Here is a 13226-nt window from a genome sequence, read left to right as displayed (position 1 = left end):
GGTGCCCGCAGACCTCCCCGTGCAGGCGTTCCGACCAGGTGCGAAGATCACCTTGTCACTCGGACGGAAGGACGACATGCGCTATCGCACTCTGGGCGCCACCGGCACGGTGGTGTCGACCCTGTGTCTGGGCACGATGACCTTCGGCGCGGAGACCGACGAGGCCGGCAGCTTCGCCCAACTGGACCGGTTCGTCGAGGCCGGTGGCACCTTCATCGACACCGCCGACGTCTACTCGGCCGGCGTCTCCGAGGACATCGTCGGGCGTTGGCTGCGGACGCGGCCCGACCTGCGTGACCGTCTGGTGATCGCCACCAAGGGGCGGTTCCCGATGGGCCCGGGTGCGAACGACGCCGGACTGTCCCGGGTGCACCTCACCCGCGCGCTCGACGCCAGCCTGCGCCGTCTCGGCGTCGAGGCCGTCGACCTCTACCAGGCGCACGCCTGGGACCCGCTGACCCCACTGCCGGAGACGCTGCGGTTCTTCGACGACGCGGTGAGTGCCGGCAAGATCCGCTATGCCGGGGTCAGCAACTTCACCGGTTGGCAGTTGCAGAAGGCGGCCCTGCTCACCCAGCACCTCAACCTCACCCCGATCGTGACCCTGCAACCGCAGTACAACCTGCTGGCCCGGGAGATCGAGTTCGAGTTGGTGCCGGTCTGCGAGAACGAGGGCATCGGCATCCTGCCCTGGTCACCGCTGGGCGGCGGTTGGCTGACCGGCAAGTATCAGCGCGACAGCATGCCCACCGGCGCGACCCGGCTCGGCGAGAACCCGCAGCGCGGCGTCGAGGCGTACGCCGGTCGCAACGCCGAGGAGCGCACCTGGCGGGTGCTCGACGCGGTTCGCCAGATCGCCGGGGAACGCGGCGTGTCCATGTCCGCGGTGGCGCTGGCCTGGCTGGCGGCCCGACCGGCGGTCACCTCGGTGATCCTCGGTGCGCGCACCACCGAGCAGCTCGACGACAACCTGACCGCCGCCGACCTGGTCCTCGACGCCGCGCAGATGCGGCTGCTGGACGAGGCGAGCGCACCACTGGTGGGCGACTACCCGTACGGCGGCGCGGGTGTGCGCCAGCGCGCCCGCGACCTGCCGACCGGATCATGATGTCCTTCCCCGAGCCCACCTCCCCGGCCGGCAGCCGTACCGAGGTCTTCCTGCGCTACCTGGACTACTTCCGCGAGTCCGTCGTGGCCAAGGTGTCGGCGTTGGCCGAGCCGGAGCTGCGGCGCAGTCGGCTGCCGTCGGGGTGGACGCCGCTGGAGCTGCTCAAGCATCTGCGCCACGTCGAGCTGCGCTGGATCGAGTGGGGTTTCCAGGGTCGGGACGTCGCCGAGCCGTGGGGCGACCGTCGCGCCGACCGGTGGTACGTCGCCCCGGAGGAGACCCGCGCGGACCTGGTGGCGGCGCTGCGGGCTCAGGGCGCGCACACCACCGAGGTGGTGACGGCACACGACCTGGCGGAGATCGGCGCGCCGGGCCCACGCTGGAACGGGGCGGACCCGGCGTCGCTGGAGCGGGTGCTGTTCCACCTGGTCCAGGAGTACGCCCGCCACCTCGGCCACCTCGACGTGGTCGCCGAACTCGCCGGCGGCCCGACCGGCGAGTGAGGCCGCCGGCGCCACGTCGCGATAATGGGCGGATGCCGCTGCTCGTCGCACCCGCCCTGCCCGCCGGCCGCCTCGGCGCCCAGGAGCAACCCCACCTTCCGGTACGCCCCGGGCTGGCGCTGCGGCCGTGGCGCGACGATGACGCCCCGGCCGTCCGCGCCGCCTTCGACTGTCCGGCCATTCAGCGGTGGCACGTCCGCCGCCTCGACAGCGACGACGAGGCACGGGCGTGGGCGGCGCAGTGGGCGGGCCACTGGCGTGACGAGACGGCCGCCAGTTGGGCGATCGTCGACGCCGACGACCGGCCGGTCGGTCAGGTGGGGTTGCGGGGTGTGCTGCTGGCTGAGGGGTCGGCGCAGCTGTCGTACTGGGTGCTGCCCGCCGCGCGCGGCCGGGGGATCGCCACCGAGGCCTTGGAAACGCTGACCCGGTGGAGCTTCACGGGGGCCGGGTTGCACCGGCTGGGCCTGGAGCACTCCACTGCCAACGCGGCGTCGTGCCGGGTGGCCACGCGGGCCGGCTTCACGGTGGAGGGCGTGCTCCGGGAGGCGGTTCGCCACGCCGACGGGTGGCACGACATGCACCTGCACGCTCGGCTGCGTACCGACGGCCCGATCTGATCAGCGGGCTTCAGCCCAGCCGACAAAACGCGGGGTCAGATCGGGCAGCACAACGCCCGGATTGAGCTTGGTGAGATCGGCTTCGGCTGCCTCCTGAACCTTCGCCAGGTGCATCAACAGGCCCGGCCGATCCTCGCGGTACTCGCCGAGGAGGCGCAGCTTCGCGGCCGAGCACGGCCACAGGATGCCGCAGACGGGGCAGCGCCACGACGGCCGCAACGGGGAGTGCTTCGGACGCTCGGGCATCAGCCGACCCCCACGGCTGCGCGACGCCGGATCGGTGCGGGCACGCGGCTCTCCGTGCCGTGGCGGGGGCCTGGGACCTGCACCTGCAATCCCGCACGCATCACGAACAACTCGCGGCGCGCGACCGCTTCGCTTTTCCTGTTCAGCTCGTACGCGTCGAGCCACAGCCAACCGTCGTAGGTGTACCGGTCGGGTAGCTCGCGGATGACCCGGACGACGATCGGTTTCAGGAACTGAACGCTCGCGGCGGTGGTCAGGAGAACGACGTCCCCCGCGCGGAGCGTGTGGCCGATCATCCCCATACCCCCTTCGCGCTTCGACTTCGCGGGCTTCCGTTGCTTCTCTTCCTCGTCCAGCACCGTTCTCTCCCTGGTAGACGGTTGGAATGGGGGCCGCCCCCGTGAGTGCTCGCCCGCCGGGAGCGGCCCCGCCACGAACGCGTCCGCCGGGTTCGGTGCCCTGCCGGCCGCGCCGTCTACACCGCACTTTGCCGGGGGTCGCTGGACAAACACACAGCGTTACGTAACCTCTTCAACGCATCTGGTTTGTTCCAGGGGAGGACGGCATGAACCACGCCTTTGTCGCAGCGCTCGCCGCAGCGGGTCACACCGCTGAAAGCCTCGCCGGTCAGATCGGTGTGCACCCGAAGACCGTCGCCAGGTGGGCCAACCCGGGGCACATTCCCCAGAGCCGACATCGTGCGACCGTCGCAGGGCTGTTGGCAAAGGACGCCGACGCACTGTGGCCGGACGTCGTCCGTCGTCGCGAACCCGTGTGGTTCCGGCCGTGGGTCGACCTCGAACGCGAGGCGGTGACGCTACGGTCGTTTCAACTCGCGTGGGTGCCTGGACTGCTCCAGACGGAGGCGTACGCGCGGGCGACCCTGGTCGGCGGGGTGCTGACACCGGAGGCGGTCGCCGAATTCGCCGAGGCGCGCATCGGCCGGCAGGCGATTCTCAGTCGTGGGGGCGGGCCACTGCTGATCGCCGTGCTGGACGAGGGGGTGCTGCGGCGGCGCGTCGGCGACGACCGCGCGTTGATGGCGTCGCAACTCGCGCGCCTGCTCGGGCACGCCGAGCAGGACACCGTCCAGCTCCACATCGTCCCGGCGGACGCGCCGAGCTACCCGGGGCTCGACGGACCGTTCACCATCGCGGACATGCCGGACGGTTCACGGGTCGCGCACGTCGACAGCCCCGCCCGGGCTCAGATCCTCGACCAGACATCGGATCTTGTTAACCTGGAGCGACGGTGGGAGCGTATTCGTGGAGAGGCCCTGCCCCGAGGGCGTTCCTTGGACCTTCTCAGAGAAGCGGCAGCATCATGGACTTGACCGGTGCGCGGTGGCGTAAGAGCACGAAGAGCGGCGGCAACGGCGGTGACTGCATTGAGGTTGCCGACAACCTTCCGGGCGTGGTCCTCGTTCGTGACACGAAAGATCGCGACGGCGCAACGCTGACCTTCAGCCCGCAGTCGTGGCGTGGGTTCGTCGCGATGGCACGCGACGCCGGCTGACCGACCACACTGCACGGAGGCTCCCGGCGCTGGTTGGGAGCCTTTCGCGTGGGTCGCGCCCGGTCTGATCAGCGAACCCCGGCGGGTTCGGCCGGTTGCGGTTGTGGGGTCACCGGCCAGGTGAGTCGGCGTACGCCGGGGACGAGGGCGGTCCCCGCGCAGGAGGCGAGGACCAGCAGGCCGGCGATCGCCAGCGGAACGGGTGCGCCGAACGCGTCGGCGGCCAGCGGCGCCAGCGCGTACCCGAGCGGCATGGCGCCCAGCGACACCAGCCAGTCGTACGAGGTGACACGGGCCAGCACCTCCGGCGGGAAGTGGTGCTGCACGACGGTCTCCCAGACCGGGTTGAGGTAACCGAGGGCGGTCAGCGCCACGGCGTAGGCGGCGATCACCGCGGGCGCGGGCGCGGCGACGGCCAGCAGGAACAGCGGCGCGGCATAACTGGCCAGGCCGAGGTTGGCCAGCAGCACCGGCCGGTGCAACCGGACCCGCCCGGCCAGCAGCGAGCCGGCGAGCATGCCGATCGCGCCGGCCTGCAACAACAGCACCCAGGTCGTCTCGCCCCCGAGGCGGTCGATGGCGACGGCCGGCCCGAGGGTCATCAGCACGGCGGCGGCGCCGTTCCACACACCGTGCCCGAGCAGGCTGGTCCAGAACCAGTCGCGGGCGCGTACCTCGCCGAAGCCGTGGCGCAGGTCGGCGAGGACGGAGCGACGGGGCACCGGCACGTGGCGGACCCGCACCAGCGCGAGCAGGGTGGCGCTGAGCGCGAACGACGCGCCGTCGAGGATGAACGCCCAGCCGGGCCCGGCGGCCCAGATCAGCGCGCCGGCCAGCGCCGGGCCGGCGAGCCGGCTGGTGTTGGCGGTGATCCCCATCAGGGCGTTGGCGCGCTGCCGACCGGCCGGTTCGACGGTGCCGGCGACCAGCGGAGACGCGGTCGGCATGGCGAATGCCGACGCGGTGCCACCGAGCGCGGACGCCACGACGACGGTGGTCAGCGACGGGTCGGCGCCGAGCAACTGCACGCCGACCGCGAGCTGGGTCGCGCAGCGGACCAGGTCGGCCAGCAGGGCGACCCGCCGGGCGTCGAACCGGTCGGCGACGACACCACCGAGTGGCAACAGCAGCAACCGGGGGACCATCGCCGCGGCGAGGACGACGGCCAACGCGCCGGTGGAGCCGGTGGCCCGCAGAACGGCCAGGGCCAGCGCGGCGGGCACCACCGCGTCGCCGAGAGCGGAGACGGTGCGGCCCAGGAACAGCAGCCGGAAGGGTCGGGAGCGCAGGGGATGAGCCATGCGGGCAACATACTTCGGCGCCGAACCTTTCGGCAACGAATATTTCGGCACTGAGGTAAGCTGGTGTCGTGACCACCACTCCCGACGCCGTCGACCGGCACATCGAGCGTTGGCTGCCCGTGGTGCCCGCCCTCGACGCGGACGTCGAGGGCGCGGTGACCAGGATGATCCGGCTGACCCGGCACCTGCGTACGGTCAAGGAACGGGTGCTGGCCGATCTCGATCTGCCAGCTCACGAGTACGACACCCTGCACGCCCTGGCTGGCCGACGCGGCCGGGCAGCCCCCTCGGACCTCGCCGCCGACCTCGCGGTGGCCCCCGCCTCGATCACCGCCCGGGTGGACACCCTGCTCCGGCGGGGCTTCGTGCGCCGGCTTCCGTCGACAGTCGACCGTCGCCGGGTGGACGTGGAGCTCACCGACGCGGGCCACGCGGCGTGGCGCGGGGCGATGGAGATCCAGGGCGCGGAGGAGCACCGGCTGCTCGGCACGCTCGCCCCCGCCGAACGGCGACAGCTCTCCGACCTGCTGCGCCGTGTGCTGCTCGTCGCCGAGCAGCCGGATAGCGCGCCGGAGACCGACTGAGAGGGCCGAAAAATCGCGTGGCGGCCCGCGTACCGCTGATGGAAGGGTGACCGGCGTGACTGCGCATGCTCTGGCCGGGGCCCTGGCCGACGACGGACGCCGACGGATCTTCGCGGCGATCGTGCTGGGTGCGACCAGCGCGACGGAGGTCGCCGAACGGACCGGCCTGCCGGCGCGGGTGGTGCTCACCGGGGTCCGCCGGCTCGCCGACGCGGGCCTCGTCACCGGCCCCGACGGCGCGCTCGCGGCCGACGAGGTGTCGTTGCGGGCGGCGGCACGCGACAGCCGCACGGCCGACGAGGCCGAACCGGCCGCGGACCCGGTGCTGCGGACCTTCCTGCGCGCCGGTGTCCTGGTGGGTCTGCCGGCGCAGCGGGGTCGACGGCGGGTGCTGCTGGCGCACATCGCCGAGCGGTCGTTCGAACGGGGAACGCACTATCCGGAGCGGGCCGTCGATGACGCGCTCAAGCCGTGGTGCGCCTCGGGCGGGTCGGATCACGCCACGCTGCGCCGATACCTGATCGACGAGCAACTGCTCACCCGCGAGCACGGCATCTACCAGCGGCCCTGATCGCCCTTGCTGCCGGCCCGCCGCCAGGGACAGCCCGAATAAAGCCGTTGACCGGACGGTGATGATCGACAGGTGACCAGCACCGTCCAGCCCACCTGGGTGATCACCCCTGCCCGACCCGACCAACCCGACGCGGCGCGGCTGCTTCGGGAGTACATGACCGAGATGGTGGTCCGCTACCACCGCCGCCCGGCCCGGCCCGGCGAGGTCGACGAGGCGCTGGCCGAGTCACCCAGCGACGACCTCGCGGACCCGGCCGGGGTGCTGCTGGTCGCCCGCCACGGCTCCGACCTCGCCGGCTGCGCCGGGCTGCGGTGGCAGCCGGGCTGGGCCGAGCTGACCCGGGTGTTCGTCCGACCCGAGCATCGCGGAGCCGGTGGCGGGGCCGCGCTGCTGGCCGCCGTCGAGCAGCGTGCCCGGGCGGCCGGGGCGGACCGGATCCGGCTCGACACCCGGGCCGACCTGGTCGAGGCCCGCGCCCTGTACGCCCGGCACGGCTACGTCGAGATCCCGGCTTACTCGCACGGCCCCTACGCCGAGCACTGGTTCGAGAAGCCGTTGCGCTGAGCGGTTGACGCCTGCCTCCGGACGCGTTAAACAAGAAGAGGAAGTTGAGTCACCCCGGCTCAACTCATCACCTTCGGCCAGGAGAACCGAGGAGGCATGACCATGTTGATGCGTACCGACCCGTTCCGCGAGATCGACCGGCTCGCCGAGCAGTTCTTCGGTACGGCAGCCCGTCCGGCGGCGATGCACCTCGACGCCTACCGCGACGGAGACTACTTCTACGCCGCGTTCGACCTGCCCGGCGTCGACCCTGACAGCATCGACTGCACCGTCGAGCGCAACGTCCTCACCGTCCGCGCCGAGCGTCGTCGACCCGTCGGCGACGGCGTCGAACTGGTCGCCGCCGAACGCCCGATGGGCACCTTCACCCGCCGGCTGTTCCTGGGCGACACACTCGACACCGACAAGCTGGAAGCGGGCTACGAGCACGGGGTGCTGACGCTGCGCATCCCGGTCGCCGAGCGTGCCAAGCCCCGCCGGGTGACCATCACCGCCAACGGCGACGGCCGCCGGCAGATCAACGCCTGAGCGCTGTTCGGGGCGGGCCGACCACCGCGTCCGGCCCGCCCCGAACAGCGCCGGCCACACCCCGGACGCCGCTCGGCGCGTCGGTGTCCGTCGCCGGCTCCCGCCCGGCACCGACGTCGGTCCGCGGATAGAGCGCGGCGAGCGCGTGGGCGGTTCCGGTGAGCCGTTCCCGCAGCTCGGCCGGTGCGAGCACCTCCACCTGCGCGCCGAGCTTGAGCAGTTCCACGTGACCGTGCCGGATGGACTCGATCGGTACCGAGGTGACCAGCCAGCCGTCCGCGTCCGGCTCGTCGGCGGCCTCGCGCGCAGCCCGGCTCATCGCCGGCGGAAAGAGGTGCGCGGTCTGCGCCAGCGCAGCCACGGTCATCCGTACCCGTGCCTCGGCGCGATAGACGCTGCGCTCGTACAGGTCGGCGTGCTCCCGCCAGCAGGCCGCCAGGTCGAAACCGTCCGGCCGGTCGGCAGGCTCGCCCAGCACCGTCAGCTCCAGGATGGCGCCGACCCGGTAGGTGCGGATCTGCCCGTCGGCCGCGGCGACCAGATACCAACGCCCGGCCTTGAGCACCACGCCGAGCGGGTCGAGCGTCCGGTCCACCTCGCGGGGCGCCTGCCACCGTCGGTAGCGCACCCGGACGCGGCGGTCCTCCCACACGGCATTGGCAAGAGCCGCCAGGTGCGGAGTGGGCTCGGGGTCGCGGAACCAGCCCGGCGCATCCAGGTGGAACCGGTGTCGGAGGCGTGCACCCCGCTCGGCGAGGTCCGTGGGGAGCGCGGCACGCAACTTCAGCTCCGCCGTGGCCAGCACCGAACCGAGGCCCAGCTCGGCGGCCGGCCCCGGCATACCGGCCAGGAACAACGCCTCGGCCTCATCGCTGGTCAGCCCGGTCAGCCTGGTGCGATAGCCGTCGATCAGGCGGTACCCGCCGGCGGGACCACGCTCGGCGTACACCGGGACCCCGGCGGCGCACAGCGACTCGACGTCCCGGTACACCGTCCGGATCGACACCTCCAGCGCGGCGGCCAGCTCCGCGGCGGTCAGCCGCCCCCGGGTCTGTAGGAGCAGCAGCAGGGAGACCAGCCGACTCGCGCGCACGATCCGACGGTAGCCCTCCGCCCCGGCGCGCCTGCACCACGATCCCACCCGGGGCTGAGAACCTTTTTCACATGGTGTCCTCCGACGCTCCGGTGCTCGTCCGCCCCGCCGACCGGCCCGCCCTGCCCGGCGGGCCGGTCGACGTCACCGAGGCATGGCTGCGCAACCGGCGGCTGTCCGAGCACACCCGCGACGCGTACCGGCGGGACGTCACCGGGTGGCTCACCTGGTGCGCCGACCACGACCTCGACCCGCTGCGGGCCACGTTCCTGCACGTCAACGAGTACGCCCGAGCGTTGGAGTCCACGATCGGAGCGCGCAGCGGCCGGCCGCTGACCCCCGCCACCGTGGCGCGTCGACTCTCCGCGTTGTCCAGCTGGTACGACTTCCTCGTGAAGCTCGGCGCGCTGGCTGCCAACCCGGTCTCCGGCGCGGACCGGCCCCGCGTCGACCGGGACCACTCCGCCACCGTCGGGCTCACCCCCGAGGAGGTGGACGCCCTGCTCGCCGCCGCCGACGCGGACACCGGCCCGACCGCCGTGCGCAACCGGGCGGCCATCGCGCTCCTCGCCGACCTGGGCCTGCGGGTCGGCGAGCTGATCTCGCTGGACCTGACCGACCTCGGCACCGAACGCGGCCACCGCAGCGTGCGCTTCGTCGGCAAGGGCGGCAAGCAGCGCCGCCGGGCCCTCACCCCCGGCACCGGATACGCCGTGGACGTCTACCTGGCCCAACGGGCCGCCGCCGCCGGTGTGTCGGTGCCGCAGCTCGCCGGGCCGCTGCTGGTCACCGCCAGCGGCGCCCGGCTGGATCGGCACTCGGTGTTCCGGATGGTCCGCCGGCTCGCCCGGGCGGCCGGCATCCCGGCCTGGGCGAGGCTGTCCCCGCACTCGCTGCGCCACGCCTTCGCCACCACCGCCCGCTCCGAGGGCGTGCCCCTCGAAGACGTGCAGGACGCGATGGGGCACGCCGACCCACGCACCACCCGCCGCTACGACCGCGACCGGCACAACCTCGACCGCGACCCGGCGTACGTGGTGTGGGCGGCGCGGTCACGCCGCCAGGGCTGAGCGGCACGGGCCCCGGCGGCGTGCACCCTGACAAGAGCGCCGACGCGCGCCTCAGCCCTGCGGGCGGGGGCAGATGCAGAACGGTTGCCCGATCGGGTCGATGAGCACCACCCACCGTTCGCCGCCGGGCTGGAACTCCGCCTTCGACGCACCGGCCGCGACGAACTCCTTCTCGGCCACGGCCGGGTCGTCGACATAGAGGTCGAGGTGGTAACGCTTGCCGGCGGTCGAGTCTGGCCAGGCCGGTGGCTGGTAGCCCTCGACCAGCCCGAAGCCGATCGAGACGCCACCGCCGCTGATCATGGCGTACTCGGCTTGGCTGTGGGTGATCTCCCAGCCCAACACCCGCTGGTAGAACGCGGCGTGCGCGGCCGGGTCGGAGCTGTCCAGGTTGACCATCGCGAGGTCGGCGGTTGTCGTCATGCCAGCAGTCTGCTCCCAGGTACCTGCCACCCACTGTCAGGTACGTCGGCGTTTTCCCGAACCGTCAGCGGCACCGGTCAGGGCACGTCGAGTGGCCACACCGTCACCCGGGAGGTGCCCTCGCGGCAGACCAGCCGAGCGCCGGCCCGACGGCAGTCGCTGACCCCGGCCGGGAGGACGCCCCGCACCCGGGGGCCATCGCGGCCCGCCGTCGCGATCAGGGTGCGCCGCCCGTCCTCCGCCGTCTGGAACAGCACCAGCGCGTCGGTGGCGCCCCGGGCACCCGCCACCGTGTGCCAGCGCCCCCCGGCCGGCCACGACCAGGCGCGCGCACCCGATTCCGGGTCGAGCGCCCACCGGCCGTCCCGGTCCTGCGCGCAGAGCAGACCCTGACAGGCCCGCAGGGTCAGATCACCCGCCTCGACCGGCATCCGCCAGCGCGGCGCCAGGCCGGGCAGGTCGTACCCCGTGAGCGTCATCCCGGTCCCGCTCGGGTGCCGCAGCACCAGGTGCCCACCGATGGCCTGGGGATTGTCCGGGCCATAGTCCGCCGGCGGCAACGACCCCTGCCCGCGCACCGTGCCGTCGCGCGCGTCGAGCAGCCGGGCCAACCCGTCGTCCTGCACCAGCAGCACCCGCGCGGGCGGATCGGGCAACACCTCCAGCACGGCGGTGGAGGGCACCGGCACCGACCAGCGGGTGGCGCCGGTGGCGGGATCGACGCCGTGCACCACCCCCTCGACCCGCCGGCCCGGTTCGGAGGCGCTGCGCACCTCGCTCACCGCGACCGCCGTGTCGCCGACCGCGTACACCCGCTCGGGTCGCCGCCACAGCTCTCGGCCGGTACGCGCCGACCGGGCCGTCGTCGCGGTCGCCCGGCGCAACTGATCGCGTTCGGTGATCAGCAGCAGGTCACCGACGGCCTCGGCGGACCACCCGGTGGCCGCCGACAGGCCGACCCGCCACCGGGCCGTGCGGTACGACACCGCCGGGTCGTACGCGCTCAACGTCGGTGGGCCGGCACCCGCGTCGACGACCAGCAGCAGTGAACCCGCGGACAGCAGGATCGCCCTGCTCGGCAGTGCCGGCCCCAGCTCGGCGCTCAGACGTGCGGGCGCGGCAGCGCCGCCGAGCAGGGCGCACACCGCCAGCAGCAGCGCCACCCGCCAGCGTGGCGACGGTGGGGCCGGCGGCCGGTGGTCGCCGGCCGGGGGTGCGCCCCGAGTGTCGCCCAGCTCGATCAGCACCGACACGGGCGTCCGTCCCTCCGCTCGCGCCGGCCGGTCAGCAGAGCAGGTCCAGGTGGTGGTGGGCGTCCTCGGCGATCTCCTCGTGCCGCAGCCAGCGCCGTGCCCACAGCCGGGCGGCCAGCTCGGCCTGCTCGTCACCCCAGGCGGCGTGCTCGACGAGCAGGGCGGTGGTCAGCGCGTACGCCAGGCGCAGCGCCAGGCCACGGGCACCCGCGAGCACCGCCGGGGCACCCCGATCGGCGGTCACCGACGTGATGGTGTCGCCCAGCCGCGCGGCGGCGGTGGCCAGGGTGTCGGCCAGGACCGGCGACAGCGTCCGGGCCAGGTCGACAGCGGCGGCGAGCCTGCTCAGCACCGGCGCCCCGGCGTCCTCCCGGGTCAGCGCGCGCAGCACGTCCAGGGCCAGCACGTTGGTGGTGCCCTCCCAGATCGGCAGCACCTGGGCGTCGCGCAGCAGCCGGGGGACACAGGTGTCCTCCACGTAGCCGGCCCCGCCGAAGCTCTCCACGTACTCGCTGGCCGAGCTGACGGCGAGCCGGCCGGTGGCGAGCTTGGCCAGCGGCGCCACGATGCGCAGCTCCGCCGCGGCCTCCGGGTCGGCGCCGACCTCGACCCGCCCGAGCAGCGCGAACGCGTGCCCGGCCAGCGCGAACGCGCCCGCCGCGTCGACCGCGAGGGTGCCCAGGGTGGCCCGGTGCAGCGGCGAGGACGCCAGCGCCCCACCGGCGACATGCCGCACATCGGCGTACGCCCGGGCGTAGGCGAGACCGCGTCGCATCCCACCGGCCGCCGCGGCGGCGTTGTGCACCCGGGTCACCACGACCAGGGTCATCGCCCGCACCAGACCGGGCACCGCAGGGTCGCCCAGCGGTACGGCGTACGCGTCGTGCAGGCCGATCTCGGCGGTGGGCAGCGCCCGGGTGCCGAGTTTGTCCTTGAGTCGGTGCACCGTGACACCCGGAGCCGGCGCGTCGGCGGCGGCCCCGACGGCCAACGGAGAGTCGGCCGCGTACCGGGGGACCAGGAACGGTGCGAGCACCCGGCTGCCACGCCCGGCCCCCTCCGGTCGGGCCAGCGCCACCGCCATCGCCGCGTCCGCAGCGGAGCAGAACCACTTCTCCCCGCTCAGCCGCCACGAACCATCCGCCGCCGGTCGGCCGACCGTGCTGGAGCGGCCCAGGTCGGAGCCGCCCTGCGACTCGGTCAACCACTGCCCGCTGGTGATCGCCGAGGCCGGATCCGTGGAGATCAGCCGGTGCAGCCACGCGTCGCGGACCCCGGCATCCACGTCGGGCATGCTGAGCAGCGCCGCCGCCCCGTCGGCCATCGCCACCGGGCAGGAGAACGTCGCGGACTCCGGGCCGTACAGGTGCAGCAGGGCGTGCTGCACGATCCGCGCGGCGGCGCCCCAGGTGCCGCGGGCGTCCGGCAGGTAGGGCAGCGCGACGACGGCGTGTCGGGCGGCGGCGGCGCGCTGCGCCTGCCAGCCGGCGGAGGTGTCGATCCGGTCGATCCGAGCACCCCACGGGTCGTAGCGGACCAGCGTCGGCGGGTGCGCCTCGGCGTCCGCGTGCGCCGCGCGCAGCGGCCCGCTGACGTCGGCGGCCAGGTCGGTGAGGCGGCCCTTCGCGGCGGCGTGCCCGGCCGGGCCGAGGTGACGCTCCAGCCAGGACCGCAGCAGGCTGTCGTCGGCGTACGGGTCGGCGGGGGGTGCTACCGGCTGCACGAAGCGGTTCATCGATCGGCTCCTGGCACTGCTGGGGGTGTGCGCCGACGGTAGACGATCCGTGGCCGGTCCGAACAGGGCACACCCGCCCGTCGGGTGCACCCAGTTTTCGGCTTGTCAT

General features: G+C 73.6%; 17 protein-coding genes. 10 read left to right on the top strand and 7 right to left on the bottom strand.

Annotated features, from left to right (window positions below; translation table 11 throughout):
* Positions 1-76: 76 nt before the first annotated feature.
* Genes ACQEUX_RS08000 through ACQEUX_RS07990 form a run of 3 tightly spaced genes read left to right on the top strand, consistent with a single transcriptional unit; the run spans position 77 to position 2231 of the window.
* Positions 77-1108: an aldo/keto reductase gene (locus tag ACQEUX_RS08000; protein ID WP_433043493.1), complete on the top strand. Its 1032-nt coding sequence runs from the start codon at positions 77-79 to the stop codon at positions 1106-1108.
* Positions 1105-1611: a DinB family protein gene (locus ACQEUX_RS07995; protein ID WP_433043490.1), complete on the top strand. Its 507-nt coding sequence runs from the start codon at positions 1105-1107 to the stop codon at positions 1609-1611. Before ACQEUX_RS08000 ends, ACQEUX_RS07995 begins: the two co-directional genes overlap by 4 nt.
* 32 nt (positions 1612-1643) lie before the next feature.
* Positions 1644-2231 carry a GNAT family N-acetyltransferase gene (locus tag ACQEUX_RS07990; protein ID WP_433043487.1) on the top strand — a complete coding sequence of 196 codons (588 nt, stop codon included), beginning with the start codon at positions 1644-1646 and terminating at the stop codon, positions 2229-2231.
* On the opposite strand, the gene ACQEUX_RS07985 is transcribed toward ACQEUX_RS07990, so the two are convergent.
* Together ACQEUX_RS07985 and ACQEUX_RS07980 are read right to left on the bottom strand one after the other, a co-directional pair.
* A complete protein-coding gene (locus ACQEUX_RS07985; RefSeq protein WP_433043484.1) occupies positions 2232-2477 on the bottom strand; it encodes a flavin reductase in 246 nt (81 codons plus the stop codon).
* Entirely contained in the window at positions 2477-2773 is a 297-nt protein-coding gene (locus ACQEUX_RS07980) for a hypothetical protein (RefSeq protein WP_433049660.1), read from the bottom strand. Before ACQEUX_RS07980 ends, ACQEUX_RS07985 begins: the two co-directional genes overlap by 1 nt.
* 269 nt (positions 2774-3042) lie before the next feature.
* Here ACQEUX_RS07980 and ACQEUX_RS07975 point away from each other — a divergent pair, with 269 nt between their 5' ends.
* Positions 3043-3810, top strand: coding sequence for a DUF5753 domain-containing protein (locus ACQEUX_RS07975; protein WP_433043481.1), 768 nt, complete (start codon positions 3043-3045; stop codon positions 3808-3810).
* Positions 3801-3992 carry a DUF397 domain-containing protein gene (locus ACQEUX_RS07970; protein ID WP_433043478.1) on the top strand — a complete coding sequence of 64 codons (192 nt, stop codon included), beginning with the start codon at positions 3801-3803 and terminating at the stop codon, positions 3990-3992. Before ACQEUX_RS07975 ends, ACQEUX_RS07970 begins: the two co-directional genes overlap by 10 nt.
* A gap of 68 nt (positions 3993-4060) precedes the next feature.
* Here ACQEUX_RS07970 and ACQEUX_RS07965 read toward each other — a convergent pair whose 3' ends face one another.
* The gene (locus ACQEUX_RS07965; protein WP_433043475.1) at positions 4061-5293 is read right to left on the bottom strand and encodes an MFS transporter; all 1233 of its coding nucleotides are present in this window, start codon (positions 5291-5293) and stop codon (positions 4061-4063) included.
* A gap of 68 nt (positions 5294-5361) precedes the next feature.
* Between ACQEUX_RS07965 and ACQEUX_RS07960 the strand changes: the two genes are divergently transcribed.
* The 4 genes from ACQEUX_RS07960 to ACQEUX_RS07945 all read left to right on the top strand — a co-directional run bounded on the left by ACQEUX_RS07960 (position 5362) and on the right by ACQEUX_RS07945 (position 7543).
* Positions 5362-5877 (top strand): MarR family winged helix-turn-helix transcriptional regulator, encoded by a 516-nt coding sequence (locus tag ACQEUX_RS07960; protein ID WP_433043472.1) that lies wholly within the window; start codon positions 5362-5364, stop codon positions 5875-5877.
* Positions 5878-5932: 55 nt separating this feature from the next.
* Positions 5933-6448 (top strand): DUF2087 domain-containing protein, encoded by a 516-nt coding sequence (locus tag ACQEUX_RS07955; protein ID WP_433043469.1) that lies wholly within the window; start codon positions 5933-5935, stop codon positions 6446-6448.
* 72 nt (positions 6449-6520) lie between these two features.
* Entirely contained in the window at positions 6521-7015 is a 495-nt protein-coding gene (locus ACQEUX_RS07950) for a GNAT family N-acetyltransferase (protein ID WP_433043466.1), read from the top strand.
* 102 nt (positions 7016-7117) lie between these two features.
* Positions 7118-7543 (top strand): Hsp20/alpha crystallin family protein, encoded by a 426-nt coding sequence (locus ACQEUX_RS07945; RefSeq protein ID WP_433049657.1) that lies wholly within the window; start codon positions 7118-7120, stop codon positions 7541-7543.
* On the opposite strand, the gene ACQEUX_RS07940 is transcribed toward ACQEUX_RS07945, so the two are convergent.
* Positions 7533-8636 (bottom strand): helix-turn-helix transcriptional regulator, encoded by a 1104-nt coding sequence (locus ACQEUX_RS07940; protein ID WP_433043463.1) that lies wholly within the window; start codon positions 8634-8636, stop codon positions 7533-7535. The genes ACQEUX_RS07945 and ACQEUX_RS07940 overlap by 11 nt on opposite strands.
* Before the next feature lie 71 nt (positions 8637-8707).
* Here ACQEUX_RS07940 and ACQEUX_RS07935 point away from each other — a divergent pair, with 71 nt between their 5' ends.
* Positions 8708-9706: a tyrosine-type recombinase/integrase gene (locus tag ACQEUX_RS07935; protein WP_433043460.1), complete on the top strand. Its 999-nt coding sequence runs from the start codon at positions 8708-8710 to the stop codon at positions 9704-9706.
* Between the two features lie 51 nt (positions 9707-9757).
* Here the strand turns inward: ACQEUX_RS07935 and ACQEUX_RS07930 are convergent, their stop codons facing one another.
* The 3 genes from ACQEUX_RS07930 to ACQEUX_RS07920 all read right to left on the bottom strand — a co-directional run bounded on the left by ACQEUX_RS07930 (position 9758) and on the right by ACQEUX_RS07920 (position 13117).
* Positions 9758-10129, bottom strand: coding sequence for a VOC family protein (locus ACQEUX_RS07930; protein ID WP_433043457.1), 372 nt, complete (start codon positions 10127-10129; stop codon positions 9758-9760).
* Positions 10130-10206: 77 nt separating this feature from the next.
* Positions 10207-11382 (bottom strand): PQQ-binding-like beta-propeller repeat protein, encoded by a 1176-nt coding sequence (locus ACQEUX_RS07925; protein ID WP_433043454.1) that lies wholly within the window; start codon positions 11380-11382, stop codon positions 10207-10209.
* 31 nt (positions 11383-11413) lie between these two features.
* Entirely contained in the window at positions 11414-13117 is a 1704-nt protein-coding gene (locus ACQEUX_RS07920; protein WP_433043451.1) for an acyl-CoA dehydrogenase family protein, read from the bottom strand.
* Between the last annotated feature and the right edge of the window lie 109 nt (positions 13118-13226).

Origin of the sequence: Micromonospora sp. CA-259024, assembly GCF_050936255.1 — a bacterium.
GTDB lineage: Bacteria > Actinomycetota > Actinomycetes > Mycobacteriales > Micromonosporaceae > Micromonospora.
This window is presented reverse-complemented; position numbering and strand designations above follow the sequence as displayed.